Consider the following 24,234-nt stretch of genomic DNA (forward strand, 5'->3'; position numbering starts at 1 on the left):
GTTAACAGTTGTTAATGAAATTTATTTTACAAAAAAAAGAAACCTAAAGATTTGCAAATTCTTTTTCAAATCCATTTCTTTGATATGTATAATTCAAAATACAGAAAAGACAGTTCAATATTTCACTAAACAGAAAGGAGAAACAATATCGACGAACCGCTCTACGTTAACTAAATCGAATAGTAAAAATGGAGAAAGTCCAAGTTAGCGACAGTGAGTTGGTAACATTGTATATCCGCGGTAATGAAAAGGCATTTGAAAAGCTTGTTCAGCGCCATAAATCAAGAATATACACCACTATTTATCTGATTGTCAAGGACCAGTATGTAGCCGAGGATTTATTACAGGATACATTTATCAAGGCCGTTGACACGATAAAAGGTGGTAGATATAATGATGAAGGCAAATTCCTGCCATGGATTATACGTATCGCACACAACCTCGCCATTGATTATTTCAGACGCGATAAACGCTACCCCAATGTAGTATTTGAAGATGGAAGCAGTGTTTTCAATACGCTGGATTTTTCGGAGGATTCCGTAGAGTCAATCCAGATTCGTCAGGAAACACATGAGCAACTGCGGGAGATGATCCAGCGGTTACCTGATGTTCAGAAGCAAGTCTTGATCATGCGCCACTATGAGGACATGAGTTTTCAGGAAATTGCCGATGCAACAGGAGTGAGTATTAATACGGCATTGGGCAGGATGCGTTACGCGTTGATAAACTTGCGTAAGCAATTCAACCAACGTGCCCCACAGTATGACAAAAACTTTTACCTACGATGACGTTGTAAGGTATTTATATGCCGAAACAACAGAGACTGAAAATGACCTGATTGTTGAGGCCCTAGCGCTTGACAATGATTTGATGAGCTTTTATCTGGACTCGCTCGACATTCAGAGCCAGATGGATAAAATCGTTCGGACCCCTTCGGATTCGTCGGTTGCGAAAGTTTTCAAATACTCCCAACAATTTTTACCAAAAAGACCCACCGCTCTTTCTTTTTAAGAGGTGGGTCTTTTTATTTAATTTGTAACCGCCTGTATTAATTTGCAGGCAGGATTTTCCTATGCTTAGAAAAGACCGATTCAAGTTCTTCCTTGATTATTTTACCAATAACTTCCCTGAACCTGAGACTGAGCTGCATTACGGAAGTCCTTATGAGTTGCTGGTTGCCGTAGCCCTTTCCGCGCAATGCACGGATAAGCGTGTGAACATGGTTACGCCTGCGCTTTTCGAGCGGTTCCCCGATCCGGTTGCACTGGCGGCCTCTAATGTGGAGGAGGTTTTTACATACATCCGCTCCATTTCTTATCCCAATAACAAAGCCAAACATTTAGTGGGCATGGGAAGAATGCTCGTGGAGCAATTCAATTCCGAGGTGCCCGCTTCCATAGATGACTTGCAGAAGCTGCCCGGCGTCGGACGGAAAACTGCAAATGTGATTGCATCCGTTATCTTCAATCAGCCTGCTATGGCTGTCGACACCCATGTTTTTCGCGTTTCACGACGCATTGGACTGGTTCCGCTTACGGCTACCACGCCACTTGCGGTTGAAAAAGAACTTTTAAAATATATTCCCAAAGATCTCGTTCATAAGGCGCATCACTGGCTCATTCTGCACGGGCGCTATATTTGCCTCGCCAGAACCCCAAAATGCATGGAGTGCCCCTTGAGGCAGTGTTGTAAATTTTACGAAAAGAATGTAAAAGTTTCCCTTTTTCAATCCTGATTACAACCATTTCAAGGTTACTAGCATCTGTGTTAATAGTATCAGTCCCCATTAATTTTAAAGAAGAAGGAAAAGAAATGAAGCGAATTAATTTATCATTGGTCATCGTATTTGCGCTGCTTATCGGTTTGTCGGGTTGTATGGATTCGGATGGTCCGGATGACACGGCAAAAGTGAAGGAAAACGAGACCGCGATCGAGAACTATCTCAAAACAGACAGTCTGGGATCAAAAGCAATCAGAGACAGCTCCGGCCTTTATTACATCACCCGCGTTGCGAACCCGAACGGCCAGCTTGCGAAGAGAGGAGATGCTGCAACCATTAAATACACAGGTTATCTGCTCGACGGAACCAAAGTAGTGTCGTCAACTGTGGACAGCAAGACAACTTTTACCTTCCCGGTTGAAGGTTACCTTTTCTGGGGTGGCATTGAGAGAGGGATATTTTTGATGAAGACGGGCGAAAAAGCAACATTCTTCTTGCCTTTTTATCTGGCTTCCGGAAATGTGGATAAAGTGAACATTCCGGCTTATTCACCGATCCGTCTGGAAGTTGAATTTATTCAGACACGCTCTGAAGTGCAGCAGATTGATGAACTCATTGCCAAAAAGGGTTACAAAAATTTTGAGCGCACATCTGATAATCTGGTTATTATCAGATCAAACCAAGTAACCGGCGATACGATTAAAGCCGGAGAAGCGGTTAAAGTTAAATATGTAGGTAAGCTTCTGGACGACGTCAAGTTTGATGAAGGCACCAGCTCATTTACAACTTCATCAGGAGGCACTATTGCAGGGTTCGACCGTGCGTTGCGTAAACTAAGAAAAAAAGAAAAAGCAATCATTATTTTCCCATCGGCACTGGGATATGGAAAAACCGGTAGGGGCGACAAAATATTGCCTTACGCACCATTGCAATTCGAAATAGAAGTTTTAGCGGATTAGAATTCGTAAGCGTTTCAATATCAGTGTAAAAGTAATGTCCGCGGCATTGTTCGCGGACATTTTTTTATGCAAAAAGGTTGGTAATAACTTGGGTAACGCGCTGCAAATCATCCTCCGCCAGGCTGGAACCGGAGGGCAAGCAAATGCCGGATCGGAATAAGTCACCGGCAATGGTGCCCCCGAAATAAGGCGCGTCCTTAAACAAAGGCTGCAAATGCATTGGTTTCCATAAATGCCGGGATTCAATGTTCTTGCATTCCAGTGCTGCTACTAGTGTTTGCGGAGAGATTCCTGTTTGTTGGAAATCCAATGTCAATGCGGTTAGCCAGCGATTGGAAAGGCATTCGGGAGGTTCATTCTGAAATTTCAATCCGGGTAATGTGCTCAATGTTTGTTGATAAAATGCGTAATTCGCCCGTCTTTGCGCAATTCTTTCTTCCAGAACCTCCATTTGTCCTCTCCCTATTCCTGCGCAAATGTTGCTCAAACTATAATTGTAACCGGTTACCGAATGCGCATAATGCGGTGCAGGATCTCTGGCTTGCGTTGCCAAAAACTTAGCTTTTTGAATAACCATCGGATCTTCCGACCACAGTGCCCCGCCACCCGATGTCGTAAGGATCTTGTTTCCGTTAAAAGAGAAAATGCCAAATCTGCATAATGAGCCAGCCTTTTGCCCTTTGTATGCAGAGCCAAGTGCTTCCGCGGCGTCTTCGATTATTGGAATGTTGTGGTGATGGCATACTGTTAAAATTTCATCCATACGCGCGGGCATGCCATATAAATGCACAATAATGATGGCTTTGAGTTTTCTGCCTTTTCTGACACAATGCTTGATAGCGCTTTCCAAGGCATCCGGGCAAAGGTTCCAGGTAAGTGGTTCACTGTCAACAAAAATAGGAGTCGCGCCCTGGTAGATAATAGGATTAGCACTGGCTGCGAATGTAAGGGACTGACATATCACGAAATCCCCTCTCGTAACGCCAAGCAAAACCAATGCAAGATGCAACGCCGCGGTCCCCGATGACAGTGCTGCCACATGTCCGTAACCCATAAACTCATCAATCTGCTTCTCAAAAGCATCCACATTCGCTCCGACCGGTGCAATCCAGTTTGTGTCAAATGCCTGTTGAATGTAACTCATTTCCGTCCCGCCCATATGTGGCGGGGACAGCCAGATTTTCTTTTCCATAGTGTGTTTGTTTAATGATTCGGGCAGGATTTCCGCGGGCAATGGCTCCATCAGGAATGTTTCTCGTAACAACGCTTCCCGCACCGATTACGCAATTTTTTCCAATAACAACATTGGGAACAACTACACTTCCGGCGCCAATTAAGGTGCATTCACCAATTGTAACATTACCACAAAGCACCGCCCCAGGCCCAATGTGAACGAAGTCCGAAATCCGGCATTCATGATCAATCAATGCACCGGTGTTGACAATGCAATGATTCCTGATAATTGTATTTGTTTGAATTACAGTGCGATGGAGTACCACATTGCCGTAACCAAACTGAACATCAGGTGCAATGAGGGATGAAAGATGAAATGCATTGGCAAAACCGTGACTTACGTCCGTGGCCAATTTCTTTCGGGTCCTATTATTGCCAATCGCAAGAATTAAAGGCTGAGCGGGATGCAACACAGGATCATACTTTGAAACCGAAAATCCTGCACAAGTTTTCCCGACCGGATCATCGTCGAAGATCGCATGGATCTCAAATCCTGCATCCCGCAACAGGCTGATGATAATTTTGGCATGGCCGCCGGCGCCGTAGATGAGCATAGTCGTTAGAAGTGAATGAGTGAATGAGTGAATGGGTGAATGAGTGAATGAGTGAATGAGTGAATGTGTGAATGAGTGAATGTTTGAATGTTGAAATTTTAGCCTTTGAATGTTTTAAATGGTGCTGATGAGTGTTCTGTTTGGTTTTTGAAAATTGATGAGCAGGTCAGATACAAAATCTTCATATCCAGAAGGAAGGAACGGTTCTCAACATACCAGACATCGAGTTCAAATTTCTTTTCCCAGCTGATCGCAGTGCGCCCGTTCACCTGCGCCCAGCCGGTTAAGCCGGGCAAAACGTCGTGACGCCTGCATTGTTGAGCGTTGTAGATTTCAAGATATTCCGGGAGCAATGGTCTCGGGCCTACCAGGCTCATATCCCCTTTTAAAACATTCCAGAGTTGGGGGATTTCGTCTAATGAAGATCTGCGAAGAAATTTGCCGAATCGTGAGATAGACGGCGGAGCATTTGGCTGATATGAAGTGCTTTGGACGTCGGTTAATGTCCGGAATTTGTATATAGTGAAAATCTTCCCATACAATCCAGGCCTCAACTGACAAAAAAACACATTGCCTTTGGTTTCAAACCAAAGGACAAAGGATATTATAAAAAAAAGCGGCGACAGGATGATTAGTCCGGTCGCCGCTAAAAATATATCTGAAAGTCTTTTTCCTATTTCGAAATAAACAGCATTAAACGCGTTAGAAAAGCTCCGGGTAATGTTCCGGGTTGGCTTCCTGCATGATCCGATAAGCTGCTTCAAAGATGTCATCTGCATTTGGTTTAGAGAAATAATCCCCATCCGATCCATATGGAGGACGGTGATCTTTCGCCGAAACGGTTATGGGTGCAGAATCCAGCCAGCGATAAACATTTTGCTTCTCAACCACTTGCTGCATCATATAAGCAGAAGCGCTTCCCGGCAAATCTTCGTCAGCGAAAATAACCCTGTTGGTTTTTTTGACCGATTCCGAAATGCGGCTGTGAATGTCAAAAGGCAACAAAGTCTGCACATCAATAACCTCTGCTTCAATGCCTGATTTTTGCAATTGAGCAGCGGCTTCCATTACTATACGGCACATTGAACCATAGGTCACAATGGTAATGTCATTTCCTTCACGAATTATTTCAGGTTCGCCCAATGGGACGCAGATTTCGCCTATATTATCTGGAAGAATTTCTTTTTGCCGGTAAGAATTCAGTGGTTCAACGATCAGCGCCGGATCGTCGCCTTTGATTAATGTATTATAAAATCCAGCCGCCTGCACAAAATTTCTTGGCACAATAACATGAATTCCGCGGAGGCTGCTCAGCATGGTGCCCATCGGCGAGCCCGAGTGCCAGATCCCTTCGAGCCTGTGCCCGCGCGTACGAACGATCAATGGTGCTTTTTGACCGCCAGCTGTCCGGTAACGCAGTGTTGCCAGATCGTCTGTGAGCGTTGCCAGTGCGTAATAGATGTAGTCAAAATATTGAATTTCCACAATCGGCCTCAATCCGCGCATGGCCATGCCAATTCCCTGGCCTACGATCGTTGTTTCCCGGATTCCCGTGTCAGTAATTCTTAATTCACCGAATTTTTCCTGCAAGCCGGCTAACCCCTGGTTTACATCTCCAATGAAACCGACGTCTTCACCCAATGTCACCACGCGCGGATCTCTTTCGAAAAGCGCATTGAAATAAGAACGAATGACCTCACGGCCATCAACGGTCGGGCTTTCTTCTGAAAATTCGGGTTTTACCGGGGGGACATTTAACGGCGAGTCGGCAGAATCGCTGTAAAGATAGGTGCTGAAACGCTGTGCATTGTCTTTCAGGCTATTTTGAAGGGAGGCTTTGAGCGCATCTTTCGACGGATTATCTTCTCTGCCGAGCAACCGCAATGCTTTTCGAATGCTGGAAACCATATCCCGTCTTACCGGTAAATACGTTTTGGAGAGTTCCAGGACTATATTACTCAGTTCATTGGCATGCGCGCTTGAACGCATGGCATCCTGCAGGAGCTGGATCGTTTCGAGATATTCTTTATCTAGTTCCTTGCGGTAAGCCTGCCAGGCCTGGTTACGGGCGCTATGAGCAGTTTCCTTGGCCTCAATTTCTATCTGTTCCAGTTCCTCGTCCGTTGCATAACCATTTTGCAGGATCCAGTTCCTGAATATCACATTGCAGTCCTGGTCATTTTCCCATTTCAGGCGCTGCTTGGATTTGTATCTCTCGTGAGAGCCCGAAGTGGAATGTCCCTGTGGTTGGGTGAGCTCGGTAACATGGACTAAAACAGGAACCTGCTCTGCCCTGCAGAGCGCTGCGGCCCGCTGGTATGTCTCGATAATGGCCGGATAATCCCAGCCTTTTACAGTAAATATTTCTAATCCAGGCTCTTCCTCATTGCGCTGCAAACCTGCCAGCGCTTTGGAAATGCTGGACTTTGTAGTTTGATATTCAACAGGAACCGAGATGCCATAACCATCATCCCAAACCGAAGTCAGCAATGGAATTTGCAAAACACCGGCCGCATTCATTGCTTCCAGGAACATGCCCTGAGAAGTGGAAGCGTCACCGATCGTTGCGAAAACAATTTCATTTCCCTGGCGTGTAAAGTTGGTCAGATCGTGCAGGTCTTTATTGTTCCTGAATAATTTTGAAGCGTATGCAAGCCCCACGGCGCGTGGAATCTGGCCTGCCGTAGAAGAAATATCGCAAACTGAATTATAGAGTTTTGTCTGGTCCAGCCACTGGCCTTCTTCGTCCAGCCACCGCGTAGAAAAATGGCCGTTCATGGACCTCCCGCCTGTGCTAGGCTCATGTTCGAGATCGGCGTGGGCGTACATTTGTGCGAAAAACTGTTGCCATGTAATGTTGCCAAGCGCCGCCTCAATGGTCTGGTCGCGGTAGTATCCCGAGCGAAAATCACCCAGCTGAAAGGCCCTCGATAATGCGATCTGAGCTACTTCCTTACCATCTCCAAAAATGCCAAATTTCGAACGTCCACCCATTGTGTCCTTCCTTCCCAGCAAACTCACCTGACGACTTTCGCACGCAAGGCGATAGTCTTTGGTGATACTTTCCTTACTCAACACACTGGAACCGGTCAAACTATCATTTTGAAGCATAAGCAAAATTTACTTGGAATTAATCCGTAGTTAAATTACGTTTTTTTGAATGCAAGCCAAAATTATGCAGGAAAATAATAAAGACCGCAGCAGCGCGTATAACTTTCGGCCGCATTGTTAATATTGGTTAATGATTATTAAATTTAAGTTTTATAACTTAATCTTGTTTGCTAGTTACTTTTTTCACCACTAAATGTATAGTTAGTATCATGAAAGTATTTTTTTCCGCGCTGGTTTTATTGGTAGGCTTGTCCACCGTTAGTTTTGCGCAAAAAGGTGTGTTGAAATTCAAGGAAGAAACGCACAAATTTGGTAAAGTGCCACAAGGAACGCCTGTAACACACGAGTTTGTATTTACTAACACAGGTTCCGATCCGGTTGTACTTTCTAACGTAACCGTATCTTGCGGATGTACAACGCCGGTTTGGTCAAAAGACCCCGTGCTTCCAGGTAAAACAGGTTCTGTAAAAGCTACATTCAACGCAGCCGCAGCAGGTCCGTTTAATAAGCCTGTAACTGTTTTCAGCAACACCGAAGGAGGTTCGATTACATTATACCTGAATGGTGAAGTTGTTCCGAAAGCAGCAGCAAAATCTTCAAAATAACCCTTAACGGTTATTTAATTAAAATGGCAGTCCGGGGAGGGCTGCCATTTTTTTGCTTTAAATGAATGTTGTGTTAATGGCCTGAGCTGAATGTTAACCCCTCATGCTAGTAAGCAGACCTGTCGTAGAACGAACGGCGGCGGGTTACTTTCAAATCCTGCAGAATGCTGGATTTTACTTTCAATGTGAAGTTGTAATTGCTTACACGTGAAGCACTTCCCGCAAACGGCGTCCAGCTGAAACTCATATCCCAGCAATGCAGGTCGCGGTAAAGGGTTAAGGACGTAATAGTAGGCTCAAATGCAGTGAAGTCGAAACCCGTATTTACACTGACCTTGAAGTTTTTGGACAAACTGAGGTCCCCCGTAACCTGAACGGCCTGAATGAGTTGTGCTCTCGAAAGTCCAGGCTTGGTAAGGCCGAAGTTATAGTTCAGCGACACATTCCAGGGAATATTGAAATCTACATAGAGTTCAGGGTTTTGGGCGATAAACTCACGCTGCTCCTCAGTAACGGTCGGGTTTCCGTTCGCTGGTGGCACCACAGGTTTTGTCTTGTCAGAGCTTTTCGGTGCAAAACTGGTCCCTAATGTAAAGCCCAGATTTTGCAGGTTGGCCAATCCCTGACCTTGCGTAATGGCATATTTATTCACCCTCGTTCCCACCTGATTGCTCAACACCCGTGGATTCGCCTCATATGCGTAAGGATCCAGGTTCATATTGAAGTTCAAGTTCAGGTTCTTACCAATTCTTGCATTGGCGTTCACCGTAATGTTGGACAGGTTCAGCGAATCGGCCAGCAGGTTATAATTTCCTCCCAAACTCAGGTTATCCAGCAACGACACTTTTTCAAACTGTTGCGCAGCCGTGTCGCTTTTTGTTTTGAGTTTCATTTCAAATGAGTTGTTCAAACTAAAAGAAACGACACTCGAAGCCTGCCCGTTGCTCACGCCCGTTCCCACGCCCCTAAATCTGGATAATGAGTATTCCCGGTCCAGACCGCGGTTTTTAATGTTTACTTTTTGATAAAAACCAAAAGCATCACCCGTGAAATCCGGCGTGTAAGTGAATGATAATGAAGGGATAACCGTGTGGCGGATTGCTTCCAGTCGTTTGCCTTTAACGAAGAATGTTCCGTAAAAACGCGTATTGACACCCGCACCGAAGTTGTAAGAATATTCAGTTCCGGCCTGCCTTAATGTATCAATGCGGACCTGGTTTTTCTCAACTGAATAAGCGTATTGTTTGGTAAAAACTTCACCTTGCAGGGAAAGGCTCGGCGTAACATTCACGAAACGTAAAACTTTGAAGTTAGGAAGTGAAATCGGCAGGCTGTAACGGCCCGTGAACTGCGCATCCTTCAACATTTGGGGAAGATTATTAAGGTTAAATTCAACTACTTTGGTTTTGTTAGCGCGTGTCGGGTCAACGTTGTTAATGATCGAGAAGCCCAGGCTTGATGAAGAAGTATCTATTGCAGTCAGCGAGTTGGTCAATGCGTAGTTACCACTGAAATCGAGTCCAAGACGGAAGCTTTCATACCAGCGTCCCCGCCCGCCTTTTAATGCGAAAGGCGCAATCTGGTTTACGCCAAAGCTGAAATCGGTCGAAACGTTGGTCTTACCATTTTTCTTTCTTCCGTCAGCAGGATCAATTTGCCCGAAATTCTGGTTTACCCGCAAACTCGCCGCAGCGCGCATGAACTGCCCGAAAGTACGGTTATACTGAACGGACGAACTCGCGACATTGGAAATGTATTTATTGGTTTCAAATTCCTGTAACTGGTTGTAACTGTTGCTGCTCACATTCACATTTGCAGAAAACTGCGAATTCCCGCGCGGCCTCGGCGCATGCGACCATATAATGCTGAAATCATTGGTTTGTCCGCGGCCAAGATCCCTGTCCACCTCGTCACTCGACTTATTTTTATTGAACCGCAATGCGAAATTACCATTGTACTGGTAACGCCTGGAATAAGTAGAAGCCACGCCCAAACCCCAGCTGCCGGTTGAGTAAATCTGCCCGGTTACTGATGCATTAATGTATTCACTGATTGCAAAGTAGTAGCCACCTTCCCGCAGGTAGAACCCACGTCCATTAGGCTCCTCACCATACGTAGGGAAAAGGATCCCGGAAGTTCCGTTTTCTTTCTTTTTTGGAAAAGGGAAAAACCCGAAAGGAAGCGCAATAGGCAACGGAACATCGCTGATTACCAGGTTGAATGGCCCGGAAATAACCTGCTTTTTATTCACCATTTTAATCTTCGGCGCATTGATGTAGTAATGCGGATGTGTCAGATTACAGGTCGTATACATGGAATGGCGAATGTAAAAATTGCCTTCCGCATCCTTTTTTACCTTTTCACCACGAATGTTTCCATCCCCTTCCTGCGTTACAATGCCCTGAATCAAGGCCTTTTTTGTTTTGAAATTATACCGGATTTCTTTGGTATTGTAAGTCTCAGGCCCATCCTGAAATATGGGATCGCCGATCGTTTTCTTTGAGGTAGAGTCGGCAGGATCGGGGGTTCCAACGGCATAAACTTCATTGGTGATCCAGTTGAGCCGTATATAACTGGCTTTCAGGTTAATAGTCCCGTAAGTCACTTCTGCATTTCCATACAAATGCACCTGCTTTAAAACCGCATCCGTGATCGTCGAATCCTCTGACGTATATTTAACCGTGTTTTGGAGATCGTCCTGATTTGATAAAGAATCTACCGCGGTGGAATCTGCTAATCCTTTGTTAGTGAGGGAAGTATCGCCCCGTGCAACTGTACCATTGACGGACGCAGCATTCTTCCCGGCACCGGTTGTGTCGATGCCAGCTTGTTTTTTTACAGCAAGGAGAGAGTCCGCTGTCTGTTTGGCAGAAGTTGTGACGTTCGGCTTACCCTGATTTTTCCCGGTTCTCTTAGTGCGTTGCTGTACACAGGCGACTGTGCTGAATATAAGAAACGCTGCCACTACTGACGATATAATAATCGCCTTTCTTTTCAGTTCTAACAAATAGCGTATTTTTGCATAACGAATTTCAAAATTAGCAGAGAAACCTCTAACGAGTAACGCCCTAATTAAAAAATAATGTTAAAAGTTCTTAAATTAGTAATTGTAGTAAGTGTCCTTTTTGTAAGCCTCGCTTTTGTAATTCAAGATGATGCCGCACCGGCCAGATCCAGCAAAGTAAAAACGGTGGTCATCGACGCAGGCCATGGTGGTAAAGATCCCGGGACGCGCGGACGTGTTACCAAAGAAAAAGACGTAGCACTGGCAGTTGCACTTGAACTCGGGCGAAAGATCAAAGAAGAAACTCCGGAAGTAAAAGTACTATATACCAGATCAACTGACGTTTTTATTGAATTAGGTGAGCGCTCTGCTTTTGCAAACCGCAACAATGCCGACCTTTTTATCTCGGTCCATTGCAATGCAACACCGAGCTCCCGGTCCGTGAGAGGAACGGAAACATTCGTGATGGGTTTGCACAAAACACAAGGAAACCTGGACGTTGCGAAGCGTGAAAACTCGGTTATCTTGCAGGAAACGAACTATAAGCAAAAATACAAGGGCTTCGATCCAAACTCACCATTGGCGCACATCATGCTCGCCAACTACCAGAGTGCATTTATTTCCAGCAGCCTTCGCCTCGCAGATCTGATTGAAAAGAAATTTCAATCTGTGTCCGATCGCGACAGCCGCGGTGTAAAACAAGCCGGGTTTTTAGTGCTATGGAGATGCGCTATGCCCAGTGTTTTAATCGAAACAGGCTTTTTATCCACGCCGGATGAAGAGGAATATCTGGGTTCAGAAGAAGGGCAGAAAGAAGTGGCGGAATCCATTCATCAGGCGTTTATGGCATACAAGAAAGATATGGACCGGTAAATACGGCGATATCTTATATTTCGAGTTCAATACATTAGCCCATGAAAATATCAAGAGAAGCAAAAGTTGGGATAATGGCCGTTTTCGCCATTGTCATGTTATATTTCGGCTTTCACATCCTAAAAGGCTCCGACGTTTTTTCCAGAACACATCAGTACTACGTGGTTTACGACAACATTGACGGTCTGACAGCCTCCAATCCGGTGCTGCTGAATGGTTTGAATGTGGGCCGAGTGCAGGAAATCAGATTGTTGCAAAATCAAAAGAACCGGTTGCTGGTAAGCGTCGATGTGCAGAAAAGTATTGTTATTCCTGCTGGAACGGCTGCAATCCTCGCGGATGGCGGTTTACTGGGTGGAAAAGTCGTTAATCTCGCCATGGGAACCGGCCCGGCTTTGCAGGATGGCGATACGTTGGTTTCGCGAAAGGAAGCGGGCATTTCTGCCGTTTTGCAACAGCAGGCATTACCGCTCGTAAATCACGCCGATTCGCTCATTAAGAACCTGGATGTAGTGGTAATGGGGTTTAAAGAAACCGGTTTGATCTTGAACCAGGTTTTGAAGAACTACAACCAGACCGGGACGAATTTGCAGGGGTTACTGAATGAAAACCGCGCTAATCTGGTCGCCCTGACCTCCAATCTGAACAAACTTTCCACTTCCCTGGTCGAAACAGAAAAGGAATTGAAGCCGCTTTTGGCCAAAACAGGCACATTAGCAGACTCGCTTAATGCTTTGCGGCTGGGCGAAACGGTGCAGAATGCCAACAGGACCATTGGCGAACTGCATACCTTGCTGGCAAGTGTGGAATCGGGCAAAGGCACTGCCGGAAAGCTTATTAAGGACGAAACGCTTTACAATAACATTGACCGCACGATGGTAAGCCTCAACAAGCTGTTGACCAACCTCCGAGAACATCCGAAGCGTTACATTAACATTTCCGTTTTTGGTAAAAAAGACAAAGGCCCGTCCGAATCCCCGCTCGATACAACCACGGTCATCAAATAGACATTTCAGTTTCAGGCATTTTCAAATAAAATTAAAGTCGTTTGCTTACGGGTAAACGACTTTTTATTTTTGAAAATAAACCTGACCTTCCGGCCAGTGGCGCATTACATTACTTCATCAATATGACCAGTCAAGAAAGTCTTCCCCATTTGATCCAGGTTCTTCAAGAAAAATTCGAGCAGGTAAAACTCGGTGGCGGTCAGAAGAAAATCGAGGCCCAGCATAAAAAAGGCAAGCTCACAGCGCGAGAACGTATTGATTACCTGGTCGATACGGATTCTTATTTTCTGGAAATCGGTGCATTCACTGCGGATGGCATGTATGCCAATGAAGGCGGTTGCCCATCCGGTGGCGTGGTTGCTGGAATTGGTTATGTTTCGGGAAAACAATGTATGATCGTGGCCAATGATGCCACGGTAAAAGCAGGCGCATGGTTTCCTATTGCAGCCAAAAAGAATCTTCGTGCGCAGGAAATTGCGATGGAAAACCGCCTGCCGGTCATTTATCTCGTGGATAGCGCGGGCGTTTATCTGCCTATGCAAGCCGAGGTTTTTGCTGATAAGGAGCATTTTGGAAGGATTTTCAGGAATAATGCGCAAATGTCAGCGATGGGAATTGTCCAGATTTCGGCTATTATGGGCAGTTGCGTGGCCGGCGGGGCTTATCTGCCGATCATGTCTGACGAAGCATTCATTGTCGAAGGCACAGGTTCCGTTTATCTGGCGGGCCCTTATCTGGTCAAATCCTCCATAGGGGAAGATGTGGATTCCGAATCATTGGGCGGCGCGTCCATGCATTGCGAAATTTCCGGCGTCACTGACAACAAGTTTCCCGATGATAAATCCTGTCTGGACGCCATTAAGCGCCACATTGACAAAATAGGAAGACCTGCTTCCGCAGGTTTTGACAAAAAACCAACGATACAACCCAAACGCAATCCCGAAGAAATTTACACATTGCTTCCCACCGACCGGCTCAAACCCTACGACATGCGCCATATTCTGGAATGCATTGTGGACGACTTGGAACTCGACGAATACAAGCCCGATTACGGCAAAACCTTGATTTGTGCTTATGCCCGCGTGGATGGCTGGGCTGTGGGAATCGTGGCGAATCAGCGCAAAATGGTGAAATCAGGTAAAGGCGAAATGCAGATGGGAGGCGTGATTTATGGTGAATCGGCTGATAAGGCAGCGCGGTTTATCATGAATTGTAACCAGAAAAAAATCCCGCTCATCTTCTTCCACGACGTAACCGGCTTCATGGTTGGAAGCCGTGCCGAGCAGGGTGGGATCATTAAGGACGGCGCTAAAATGGTAAATGCCGTCGCCAATTCTGTGGTTCCGAAATTCACATTCATCGTAGGGAATTCTTATGGCGCAGGCAATTATGCCATGTGCGGAAAGGCGTATGATCCGCGGTTGATCTTCGCATGGCCCACGGCTCAAATGGCGGTGATGAGCGGCGCAACCGCAGCCAAAACGCTGCTGCAAGTGCAAACAGCAACATTAAAAGCAAAAGGCGAAACCATTACGCCCGAAGCCGAAAAAGCATTGCTCGACGAAATCACAGATCGCTACAACCAGGAATTATCTCCTTATTACGCCGCGGCACGGTTATGGGTCGACGGCATCATTGATCCGGTGGAAACCCGGAAAATTATCTCCATAGGCATTGCAGCCGCAGATCAGGCTCCCATCGAGAAACCTTTTAATGTGGGTGTGATGCAGGTTTAATTTTAAAAAACGTCCATTATTATGTCTCAGAAAATAGCATTTATAGGTTTGGGTAACCTGGGAACACCCATTGCAGAAAGTCTCATTAAGGCCGGCTACGAGCTAACGGTTTGGAACAGAACTGCCTCGAAAGCGGATCCATTGGTCACATTAGGGGCGAAAGTCGCCGAAAATGCAATCGACGCCGTTGAAACGGGCGGGATCGTGATTTCGGTGCTTGCAGATGATTCGGTCGTCGAGGAGATTTTCAACATGGAACTGGTCGAAAAGTTGGGAAAAGGCGGTATTCACATTTCCATGAGCACCATATCGCCCGAAACTTCCCGCCAAATGAGCCAGATACACGACTGGTACGAAGTAACTTACATTGCCGCGCCCATTTTTGCCAGGCCAGAAGCAGTAGTAGCAGGAGTAGGCAACATTGCCATTTCCGGAAAAGCCGCAGCGAAGGAGATAGCGAAGCCTATTTTGCAGGGATTCGTCAAAGGCATTTATGATTTTGGAGAAGATCCCGGCGCTGCGAATGTGGTCAAACTGGCCGGAAATTTCATGATTGCGGCGAGTTTGGAAATGATGGGCGAAGCATTTACGATGGCTGAGAAAAACGGGATTTCCCGTCAAAGCATCTACGAAATGCTAACCCAAACATTGTTTGCTGCGCCGATTTTTCAGAATTACGGGAAATTCGTGGCCAACAATGTTTACGAACCGGTTGCATTCAAGCTGGCTTTGGGCCTGAAAGACATTAACCTGACATTACAAACCGCCTCGGACGTGCATGTGCCTATGCCGATGGCGGATCTGATCCGTAACCGTTTTATTTCTGCATTAGCCAAAAAGCGGGATAATCTGGATTGGAGCGCGCTGGCGCAAGGTGCGTCCGATGATGCTGGGGCATAAAAAAAGGCTGCATGTGCAGCCTTTTTCATTGATTAGCAACGAATTAATTATTCTCGCTAAATTCAAGTAACATCTCATCACTTATATTATTCTTCTCTTTGAAGTCAGAAACCGTTTCTGTGAAAGAAGTATGAAGACCTTCTACGAGTTCAAGGTTTTTATAAATACCGTCGTAGATTTCATTTAGTGTTTTATCCAAACCTTGAACATTCAAATTCATGTTCTCCGTCTCGATCTGACCTATTTTTTTGATCACTGCAGTCTCACTGTTTTTCAAATCCTCGATTTCACGAAGGACTTTCTCCATAGTCTTATATTTCTCGATCTTATCCATAAGTCTTGTTTATAGTTTGCTGTAACACTTAAAATATCATACCAATACGGAAAATTCACCGGTAAATCTGGTCTTCATTTTCCTTTGTTTGCCATGATTAGGAGAAAATTAGCGTTTATAACTCTCGTGCTTTTTGTGATGTCTGGGCCGGTTATTCAAGCTCAGTCCAATGAAAAGACATCATCCTGGAAGGGATTTGAAAAGGTGGAATTCACCTTTGAGAACAGGAATGCCTGGTATGTGAAACCGCAGAAGGCCGCGGCCGGCAACCCCTGGGTGTGGCGCGCACATTTCCCCACCTGGCACACGGAGATGGATAGTGTACTGCTGTCTCGTGGCTTTCACATTGCTTATATCAACACCAACGACATGTTTGCCCATCCCAAGGCCATGCAGGTTTGGGATGCTTTTTATGATTATTTGGTAAACCAAAAACAGTTTGCACCCAAAGTCGCACTCGAAGGCGTAAGCCGGGGAGGCTTGTATGTGTACGGCTGGGCCAAGCGAAATCCTGACAAAGTAAGCTGCATTTACGCCGAAGCGCCCGTTTGCGATCCTAAAAGCTGGCCGGGAGGAAAGGGGAAAGGGCCGGGATCGGAAAAGGATTGGGCTGCATGGCTGAAACTGTTCAACCTTTCGGAAGAGGAAGCTACGAAGTTTACAGACATTCCTTTAAATGATCTGGCGGGTTTGGCGGCTTTCAAAGTGCCTATAATTCATGTTATCGGATTAAAGGACAAGCATGTGCCGGCGGAGGAAAACAGTGATTTATTGGTCAAAAGCTACATGCAGCTCGGTGGCCCGATCAGCGTTTATCCGATGACACGCGGCGAGCAGGAAATGGAAGGGCATCATTTTCCCATCGAGCATCCCGAGTTTTTTGCCAATTTTATTGAGCAGCACAGCCTTCCCGTGCAAAAGCCATTGTCACATAAGCCTTATATTCAGGTGAATAGGGGTTTGGGAAATGCGTTTGAAAAATTCAGAAAAGAGAAAAAGGGCACGGTTGCATTTCTGGGCGGTTCCATCACGCATAACCCTGGCTGGCGCGATAAAACGGCTCAATATCTTCAAGAACATTTTCCGGACACCGACTTTACTTTCATAGCGGCAGGTATTCCGTCACTCGGGAGCACGCCGCACGCGTTCCGCTTCGAGCGCGACGTGCTGGCAAAAGGCACGCCCGATTTGCTTTTCCTGGAATCGGCCGTGAATGACCGGGGCAATGGTTTCAGCGAAAAAGCGCAGGTAAGAGGCTTGGAAGGGATTTTAAGGCATTTATATGCTGTAAATCCGAATGCTAATGTTGTATTAATGGCCTTCGCTGAGCCTACAAAGAATGCGGAATATGAAAAAGGGAAGGAGCCCATAGAAGTGGCTGTTCATGAGCGCATTGCTAAACATTACGGCACAGCTTACATTAATCTCGCCAGGGAAGTCTACGACCGGATCACCGCAGGGGAATTTTCGTGGAAATATGATTTCAAAGACCTCCATCCTTCGCCCTATGGCCAGGAAGTGTATTTCCAAACCATCAAACAACTGATCAAAACCGACAGCAGCGCCGCGACAAACGCCATAAAACTGCCCGCGCCTCTCGACAAATTTTCCTACGAAAAAGGATGTTACCACGAAGTCGCCAAAGCCAAAAACCTGAAAGGCTTCACGCTCGTCCCCGACTGGAAACCTGCAGACAAAACACCCACCCGTCCCGGCTTCGTCAATGTCCCGATGCTCGTAGGCGAACAACCCAACGCCTCTCTCGACTTTGAATTCAAAGGCCGCGGCATTGGCATAGCCATCATCTCGGGCCCCGACGCCGGAAAAATCACCTACACCATCGACAACAACCCGCCCAAAACCCTCGAAACCTTCACCCCATGGAGCAACCAACTCCACCTGCCCTGGTATCTCATGCTAAACGACGAACTAAAAAGCGGCAAACACAAAGTCCACCTCACCATCGCTGGGGATAAGAATGAAAAAAGCACAGGAAATGCTTGCCGGATTGTTTATTTTTTAGTGAATGAATGATTCTATAAATTTGGTGAAGTATTAACTGCTTGCTTTCTCATTACACACACTTAAACACGAACATATGCCCGAGATTTCCCGTTTTTTTGGAATAGTGATTTACATGTATTTCAAAGATCATCTGCCGCCTCATTTTCATGCACAGTATGGCGATCAGGAAGCGCAATTTTCGATTGAAACCGGTAACATCATCATTGGTGATTTGCCAAGGAAGCAGATTCGGCTTATTCAAGCCTGGGTCGAACTGCATAGGGAGGAGCTGACAATCAATTATCAAGAATCACAGAAGGATAATGGACAGTTCAGGAAAATCAAACCTTTACAATAATGAATCCAAGGGTAAAAGAAATATTATCGATTGAGCCGTTTGTTATCAAAGCTTTATGGAGCGATGATAGGGTGCGGACAACCGATTTTGGCTCATTCCTTTCCGAATATTTCCAAAAAGAGCAAAGCGTTTATTTCAAAATCTTGAACGAAAACCAATTCCGCAGGGCAAAAACCGACGGAAAAACAATTTACTGGGAAAACATCTCCGAAATGGTCGACTATGATGGAAAACTAATCCCCGCACCCCTAGATTTCAGCCCGGATGTGCTGCTTCAATATTCGGTTCTGGTGGATTAGCTCACTTACCAGTCTGCGTTGTGTACGTGCTTTCGAAAATTTTGTCGGCGTTGGCGGCTTCGAAGCCGTCTCGGCGGTGTCTTCTGGTGATTTCGGCTGGGGGGATGTTTTGGAATTGAGGGAGGATTTTTCTTTCGGCGAATTCTACGTAGGAGCCGGAAATTTCCAGGTGTTCGTTGTTGGCGAATTTCGCGTTGATCATTTCCGCAATGGTTGCACTTTGTAGCAGGCCGCCGTCTGGGCTGATCTTTATTTTTCCTCCCGAAGTGTTTAAGCGAATGCCATTCTTTTCCAGAAACTCATTGAATGCTGCCACGGTGTTGTAACCTTCCGGCAGGTTATGTACGCTGATCGTGAAGTGGTTGAGGTAATATCGGTTGTAAATCACCCACGCAGCATATTCGCTTTCCAGCAAAAGGGATTTGTAATCTGCCACCGTCGGCGTGCGCCACAAAGGCTGATGCAGAAATGCGTCGACTTCTGCGCCATTGTCCAGATCCAATGCGTCAACAGGATCAGTGGTAACTTCATCGGTGTAACTTCTTATAATGCGCTGGCTTTCGTCGGACAGGTCATTCACCCGCAATTCACTCACAAAAATACGTGGATCAGTTTCTCTGGGCGGGCTGTACCACCATGCATCGAGCTTTTTCCCTTCGAAAAAATAATGATCGCGCTTTTCGTAGCCATAATGCAGGAAGATCTTTTCAAATGATTGCACCCCGAGGTTGGCGACGCCCATCGTGCGGAATGCAATGTGGTCATTTTCAATGTTGTCTGCGCTGGGGACAACGCCATTAGCCATCATTGCATTCAGGATTACACCCACGTCAGGAACGCGCTCTTTGTAGCGGCGCATCAGGCCGTTTAGTACGATGTCCAATGTTTCAAGTCTGTGTGTTGCGCTCATAGTGTTAGTGTTTTAATGTTGTGTTAACGTGCAGACTATGAATTAATTAGCAAGAAACTGCGCTTCGTTATCAGCCTTTCGATAGTTCGGTTGACCTTACTTGTGCTGCTATGATGCCGTTTTTCAAGGTTTCGTCCAGTTTCCCCTCTTCGAATTGCCTTAATGCTGCTTCTGTGGTGCCGCCTTTGGAGGCGACGGCTTTAATCAGCTCGTCCAGCGATTTATCTGCGGTGTTGATCAGATGAAACGATCCCAGCATGGTTTGTTTTACCAATAATGCAGCCACAGACTCTTCAAAGCCCATTTGCTTGCCTGCTTCGATCATGGCTTTTACCACGTAAAAGAAATAAGCTGGTCCGCTGCCGCTTAATGCCGTGACCGCATTCAATTGGTCTTCATCTTCCAAAAACACCGAACGCCCCGTCGCGTTGATCAGGTTTTCGATTTTCCTTAGTTGATTAATGTCTACTTCCGGCGACGCAGAATAGGCTGTAATGCCCATTCCAAGCATGGCAGGCGTGTTGGGCATAGCGCGGATTACTGCTTTATGGTCGAGCGCATTTTGTATAATTTCAATGGTTACACCGGCCATAATGGAAAGCACAACCTGATTGGGCTTCACCACATCGCGCAGGGACGCGGAAACGGAAGTGAAATCCTGCGGTTTAACAGATAAAATAATAAGATCATATTCACCGATCTGCGGACCAATAATGCCGGTAATGACGCCCGGCTGGAAGCTGTTGAGGCTTTCCATGCGGTCTTCACTTTTCTCTACCAGGAGAAAATCTTCCTTTTTTACCAGATCAAATTTCAGGAACGCGCGGGCGAAGGCCATTCCCATATTGCCGCAGCCGATGATTGCAATTTTCATTTGAAGGATAATGTATTTTGTATTAAAAGGTTTTGAGCGAATTACGTAACTTTTATACAATTATCGGCTTTGGAAAAACAAATAGCGAAAATTTCCGGCGGAATGAATCCCGCGTGAGGCATGTTAGAAAACATATGCCGTTATTGCAGCGCTTAAATCAGGAATTTTGAAATACAGAGTGGAGGAAATATAATATTCTGCATATGTATTTTTATCCTGTTTAATATTTTGAAAAATTGATATAATACATTTTTTTACAGGCACATACATTCTCACGAGCCGAATTAACCTAACACTATTGCAATACTTCAATTATGGCTATAAAAGTTGCTATTTCTCATAAAACCAAATACCAGTTTGACCGGAGCGTTTCCCTTTCACCGCACATTTTCCGACTTCGCCCCGCCCCGCATTCCCGGACAGCCATTGAAGGTTATTCATTAAAAATTACCCCCGAAAATCATTTTATCAACTGGCAGCAGGATCCCTTCGGCAATTATCAGGCGCGGGTTGTTTTTCCTGAAAAAACGACTGAATTAAGTGTGGAAGTGGAAGTGATCGCTAAAATGCAGGTGATCAATCCGTTCGATTTTTTTGTGGAAGAATACGCTGAGATGTATCCTTTTGCTTATGAGCCGACATTAAAAAAGGAACTTGGCCCTTATCTCGAACCGAGAGAGGCAAGTCCGGCGCTGATGGAATGGGTTGAGAACGCGAAAGTGAACCGTGATATCAAGATAGTGGATTTTCTGGTGCACCTTAATCAGCAGATTTACAACGCGATACATTATAACATTCGCATGGAAGTGGGCGTCCAGACATGCGAAGAAACATTGAATATTCAAAGCGGTTCCTGCCGGGATTCGGCGTGGTTACTGGTCCAGATTCTGAGACATTTGGGCATTGCTTCGCGTTTTGTTTCGGGATATCTGGTGCAGCTGACTTCGGACATTAAGTCATTGGACGGTCCGAGTGGCCCGGAAGAGGATTTTACGGATCTGCACGCGTGGACGGAGGCTTATGTGCCTGGTGCTGGCTGGATTGGCCTCGACCCGACTTCCGGACTGTTCGCCAGCGAAGGCCACATTCCGCTTTGTTGCACGCCCGATTATGCGAGTGCTGCGCCGGTTTCGGGTGCGACGGACATTTGCGAAGTGACTTTTGAATTTGATAACAAAGTTTTCCGGATCCACGAAGATCCGCGCGTTACCAAGCCTTATACAGAGGAACAATGGGCAGCGGTGATGCAGGTGGGGCATGATGTAGAAAAGGATTTGCAGGAAGGTGACGTGCGCCTGACGATGGGCGGCGAGCCAACATTCATTTCGATCGACGATTTCGAATCCCCGGAATGGAACACGGCTGCGGACGGTCCATTGAAAAGACAACTGGCCTATGACCTTTCATTAAGGCTTAAAAAACGCTTCGCGCATGGCGGATTGCTGCATTTTGGTCAGGGCAAATGGTATCCCGGCGAGCCGTTTCCGAGATGGCAATATGCACTTTACTGGCGCAATGACGGCGTTCCGATGTGGCGTAATGATGATCTGGTAACCAAAGAAGGCCAGACCAAATACACATTCCGTGAAGCTGAAATCTTCACAACCGAACTCACAAAATATCTTGGTTTAGACACCAACAACATTACGCCAGCTTACGAGGACCCGATTTACTGGGCGATGGAAGAGGGGAAATTGCCGGTGAATGTGGACCCTTTGAAAGTGAACCTCAAAGATTCGATTGAAAGAAGGACATTGGCAAAATTGCTTGAAAAAGGCCTTAACAACCCAGCTGGCTTTGTTTTACCTATCAAATGGAATGAGAAAGGACAGCATTGGTCGAGCTCAGCCTGGCAGTTTAAGCGCAACCATTGTTTCCTTGTGCCCGGAAATTCGGCGATCGGTTTCCGTTTGCCGCTGAAATCCTTGCCAGAAGTTGCCAAAGCGCATCGCGAGCAGCCGGTGGAACGCAGTCCGTTTGAAGATTTGCCGCCGCTGATTGATTTCAAGCCGGTTGTAGAGTCGCGTTATGGGTCGGTGGCGCCTCCATATGAGCTGCCGGTGAATGCGATTTTTGAAGAGGAGGAGGATGATAAGACACCATTAACCGAAAAAGAGGCGGAAGACAAACTTCTTTTTGAGCTTCCGATTATCAAAACGGCGCTTTGTGTTGAGGAACGGGAGGGAATCATTTATGTATATCTGCCTCCGACGGATTATCTGGAACATTATCTGGACTTGATGGCGTCCATAGAAGCCACGGCGGAAAAGCTGAAAATGCCCGTCCGGATCGAAGGTTATGCTGCGCCAACGGATGCAAGGGTTCAAAAACTGATTGTTACGCCTGACCCCGGGGTGATAGAAGTGAACATTCACCCGGCCAAAAACTGGCAGGAACTCGTTGATAATGTGAGTGCGCTGTATGAAGAGGCCTTCTTTTCAAGATTAGGCACAGATAAATTCATGGTTGACGGGCGCCACACCGGAACCGGCGGCGGTAACCACGTGACCATTGGCGGTGCAAAGCCTGCCGACAGCCCAATTCTGCGCCGGCCCGATCTGCTGAGGAGCTTGCTGACTTACTGGCAGCATCACCCTGCATTAAGTTACCTTTTTGCAGGACCATTCATTGGCCCTACAAGCCAGGCGCCGCGCATTGACGAAGGCCGGGACGAGAAGCTTTATGAAGTTGAAATTGCATTTGAACAAATTCCCGAAGGAGAAGAAGTGCCATTCTGGATGGTTGACCGCATTTTCAGGAACTTGCTGGTGGACATTACGGGCAATACGCACCGTTCGGAATTCTGCATGGATAAGCTTTATTCACCTGATTCCGCAACGGGACAACTCGGGATTCTGGAATTCCGCGCGTTCGATATGCCGCCGCACAAGCATATGAATCTCGTCCAAACATTGCTTGTAAGGGCGTTGATTGCGAAGTTTTGGAAAAACCCTTATAAGCACAAGCTCATCCGTTGGGGAACGGAACTTCACGACCGTTTCCTGCTGCCGCATTTTGCTTACCTGGATATGGTGGATGTGGTAAAGGATTTGAAAGATGCGGGCTATAACTTCGATATTTCCTGGTTTGACCCATTCTTTGAGTTCCGTTTTCCGCATTATGGCGGCATTACAGTGGACAACATTCAGCTCGATCTGCGACTGGGCATCGAGCCCTGGCATGTTTTGGGAGAAGAATTGTCCAACAGCGGCACTGCCCGTTTTGTGGACTCTTCGCTGGAACGCTTGCAGGTGAAAGTGAGCGGATTTGTAGAAGGAAGGCACATTCTGGTTTGCAATGGCTGCCGCGTTCCGCTGCGCAGTTCGGGGATTAAGGGCGAATTTGTTTCGGGAATTCGATATAAAGCCTGGAACCCGCCATCGGCATTGCACCCGACGATCGGGGCCGATGCGCCGCTCGTTTTTGACATTGTGGATACCTGGAATAACCGTATATTGGGCGGTTGCACTTACTTTGTTTCACATCCGGGAGGCCGCGCTTTTGATACTTATCCGGTGAACAGTTTTGAAGCAGAATCACGCAAAATAAGCTTGTTCCAGGGTTTTGGGCATACGCCATCTGCCAAGCAGGAAGTGCCTATTCTGGAAAAATCGACGGGTGCGGTGTCACGTTTTATTGCTGAGACGAAGAAAGAAATGAAAAGCGATACGCCGATCGAATTAATTAATCCGGAGTATCCGAATACGCTGGATTTACGTAAATACTGGAAATCAAAATAGATTTTTAGTACAA

Annotated in this window: 21 protein-coding genes; 13 read left to right on the plus strand and 8 right to left on the minus strand. The window is 46.3% G+C overall.

The genetic code is table 11. From position 1 onward, the window contains the following. The first annotated feature begins 188 nt into the window (after positions 1-188). From L0660_RS19945 to L0660_RS19960, 4 genes are all read left to right on the plus strand, one after another. Positions 189-788 (plus strand): RNA polymerase sigma factor, encoded by a 600-nt coding sequence (locus L0660_RS19945; RefSeq protein ID WP_026632052.1) that lies wholly within the window; start codon positions 189-191, stop codon positions 786-788. Beyond that, on the plus strand, positions 763-1,011 hold the full coding sequence (locus L0660_RS19950) for a hypothetical protein (protein WP_233799053.1): 249 nt from the start codon (positions 763-765) through the stop codon (positions 1,009-1,011). Before L0660_RS19945 ends, L0660_RS19950 begins: the two co-directional genes overlap by 26 nt. Before the next feature lie 61 nt (positions 1,012-1,072). Then, a complete protein-coding gene (nth, locus tag L0660_RS19955; RefSeq protein WP_235161057.1) occupies positions 1,073-1,735 on the plus strand; it encodes an endonuclease III in 663 nt (220 codons plus the stop codon). 77 nt (positions 1,736-1,812) lie between these two features. Beyond that, positions 1,813-2,679, plus strand: coding sequence for an FKBP-type peptidyl-prolyl cis-trans isomerase (locus L0660_RS19960; protein ID WP_235161058.1), 867 nt, complete (start codon positions 1,813-1,815; stop codon positions 2,677-2,679). A gap of 64 nt (positions 2,680-2,743) precedes the next feature. Here L0660_RS19960 and L0660_RS19965 read toward each other — a convergent pair whose 3' ends face one another. The 4 genes from L0660_RS19965 to L0660_RS19980 form a co-directional block, all read right to left on the minus strand. Then, on the minus strand, positions 2,744-3,871 hold the full coding sequence (locus L0660_RS19965; protein WP_235161060.1) for an aminotransferase class I/II-fold pyridoxal phosphate-dependent enzyme: 1,128 nt from the start codon (positions 3,869-3,871) through the stop codon (positions 2,744-2,746). After that, positions 3,798-4,466: an acetyltransferase gene (locus L0660_RS19970; protein WP_235161061.1), complete on the minus strand. Its 669-nt coding sequence runs from the start codon at positions 4,464-4,466 to the stop codon at positions 3,798-3,800. The genes L0660_RS19965 and L0660_RS19970 overlap by 74 nt, the downstream gene beginning before the upstream one ends. Positions 4,467-4,564: 98 nt before the next feature. After that, entirely contained in the window at positions 4,565-5,239 is a 675-nt protein-coding gene (locus tag L0660_RS19975) for a sugar transferase (RefSeq protein ID WP_235161062.1), read from the minus strand. Beyond that, positions 5,169-7,577 carry a thiamine pyrophosphate-dependent enzyme gene (locus tag L0660_RS19980; RefSeq protein ID WP_235161063.1) on the minus strand — a complete coding sequence of 803 codons (2,409 nt, stop codon included), beginning with the start codon at positions 7,575-7,577 and terminating at the stop codon, positions 5,169-5,171. The genes L0660_RS19975 and L0660_RS19980 overlap by 71 nt, the downstream gene beginning before the upstream one ends. A gap of 209 nt (positions 7,578-7,786) precedes the next feature. Here L0660_RS19980 and L0660_RS19985 point away from each other — a divergent pair, with 209 nt between their 5' ends. Next, positions 7,787-8,182 (plus strand): DUF1573 domain-containing protein, encoded by a 396-nt coding sequence (locus L0660_RS19985; RefSeq protein WP_026632059.1) that lies wholly within the window; start codon positions 7,787-7,789, stop codon positions 8,180-8,182. Between the two features lie 106 nt (positions 8,183-8,288). On the opposite strand, the gene L0660_RS19990 is transcribed toward L0660_RS19985, so the two are convergent. Then, a complete protein-coding gene (locus L0660_RS19990; RefSeq protein WP_235161064.1) occupies positions 8,289-11,147 on the minus strand; it encodes a putative LPS assembly protein LptD in 2,859 nt (952 codons plus the stop codon). Between the two features lie 117 nt (positions 11,148-11,264). Between L0660_RS19990 and L0660_RS19995 the strand changes: the two genes are divergently transcribed. From L0660_RS19995 to L0660_RS20010, 4 genes are all read left to right on the plus strand, one after another. After that, a complete protein-coding gene (locus tag L0660_RS19995; RefSeq protein WP_026632835.1) occupies positions 11,265-12,059 on the plus strand; it encodes an N-acetylmuramoyl-L-alanine amidase in 795 nt (264 codons plus the stop codon). Between the two features lie 41 nt (positions 12,060-12,100). Then, a complete protein-coding gene (locus L0660_RS20000; RefSeq protein ID WP_235161065.1) occupies positions 12,101-13,066 on the plus strand; it encodes an MlaD family protein in 966 nt (321 codons plus the stop codon). Between the two features lie 122 nt (positions 13,067-13,188). Further along, a complete protein-coding gene (locus L0660_RS20005) occupies positions 13,189-14,802 on the plus strand; it encodes an acyl-CoA carboxylase subunit beta (RefSeq protein ID WP_235161066.1) in 1,614 nt (537 codons plus the stop codon). 21 nt (positions 14,803-14,823) lie between these two features. Next, positions 14,824-15,702 (plus strand): NAD(P)-dependent oxidoreductase, encoded by an 879-nt coding sequence (locus L0660_RS20010; RefSeq protein WP_235161067.1) that lies wholly within the window; start codon positions 14,824-14,826, stop codon positions 15,700-15,702. A gap of 43 nt (positions 15,703-15,745) precedes the next feature. Here L0660_RS20010 and L0660_RS20015 read toward each other — a convergent pair whose 3' ends face one another. After that, positions 15,746-16,036, minus strand: coding sequence for a hypothetical protein (locus L0660_RS20015; protein ID WP_233799044.1), 291 nt, complete (start codon positions 16,034-16,036; stop codon positions 15,746-15,748). A gap of 93 nt (positions 16,037-16,129) precedes the next feature. Here L0660_RS20015 and L0660_RS20020 point away from each other — a divergent pair, with 93 nt between their 5' ends. The 3 genes from L0660_RS20020 (at position 16,130) to L0660_RS20030 (ending at position 18,697) form a co-directional block, all read left to right on the plus strand. Next, a complete protein-coding gene (locus L0660_RS20020) occupies positions 16,130-18,070 on the plus strand; it encodes an SGNH/GDSL hydrolase family protein (protein WP_235161068.1) in 1,941 nt (646 codons plus the stop codon). Positions 18,071-18,134: 64 nt separating this feature from the next. Further along, positions 18,135-18,398 (plus strand): DUF4160 domain-containing protein, encoded by a 264-nt coding sequence (locus L0660_RS20025; RefSeq protein ID WP_235161069.1) that lies wholly within the window; start codon positions 18,135-18,137, stop codon positions 18,396-18,398. Continuing rightward, positions 18,398-18,697: a hypothetical protein gene (locus tag L0660_RS20030; RefSeq protein WP_235161070.1), complete on the plus strand. Its 300-nt coding sequence runs from the start codon at positions 18,398-18,400 to the stop codon at positions 18,695-18,697. Before L0660_RS20025 ends, L0660_RS20030 begins: the two co-directional genes overlap by 1 nt. Before the next feature lies 1 nt (position 18,698). Here L0660_RS20030 and L0660_RS20035 read toward each other — a convergent pair whose 3' ends face one another. Further along, the gene (locus L0660_RS20035; RefSeq protein WP_235161071.1) at positions 18,699-19,607 is read right to left on the minus strand and encodes a DUF1338 domain-containing protein; all 909 of its coding nucleotides are present in this window, start codon (positions 19,605-19,607) and stop codon (positions 18,699-18,701) included. Between the two features lie 70 nt (positions 19,608-19,677). Next, entirely contained in the window at positions 19,678-20,481 is an 804-nt protein-coding gene (gene proC, locus L0660_RS20040; protein WP_235161072.1) for a pyrroline-5-carboxylate reductase, read from the minus strand. A 314-nt stretch (positions 20,482-20,795) separates the two neighbouring features. Here proC and L0660_RS20045 point away from each other — a divergent pair, with 314 nt between their 5' ends. Then, the gene (locus tag L0660_RS20045; RefSeq protein ID WP_235161073.1) at positions 20,796-24,221 is read left to right on the plus strand and encodes a DUF2126 domain-containing protein; all 3,426 of its coding nucleotides are present in this window, start codon (positions 20,796-20,798) and stop codon (positions 24,219-24,221) included. Positions 24,222-24,234 lie beyond the last annotated feature (13 nt).

Source organism: Dyadobacter sp. CY351, assembly GCF_021502625.1.
GTDB lineage: Bacteria > Bacteroidota > Bacteroidia > Cytophagales > Spirosomataceae > Dyadobacter > Dyadobacter chenhuakuii.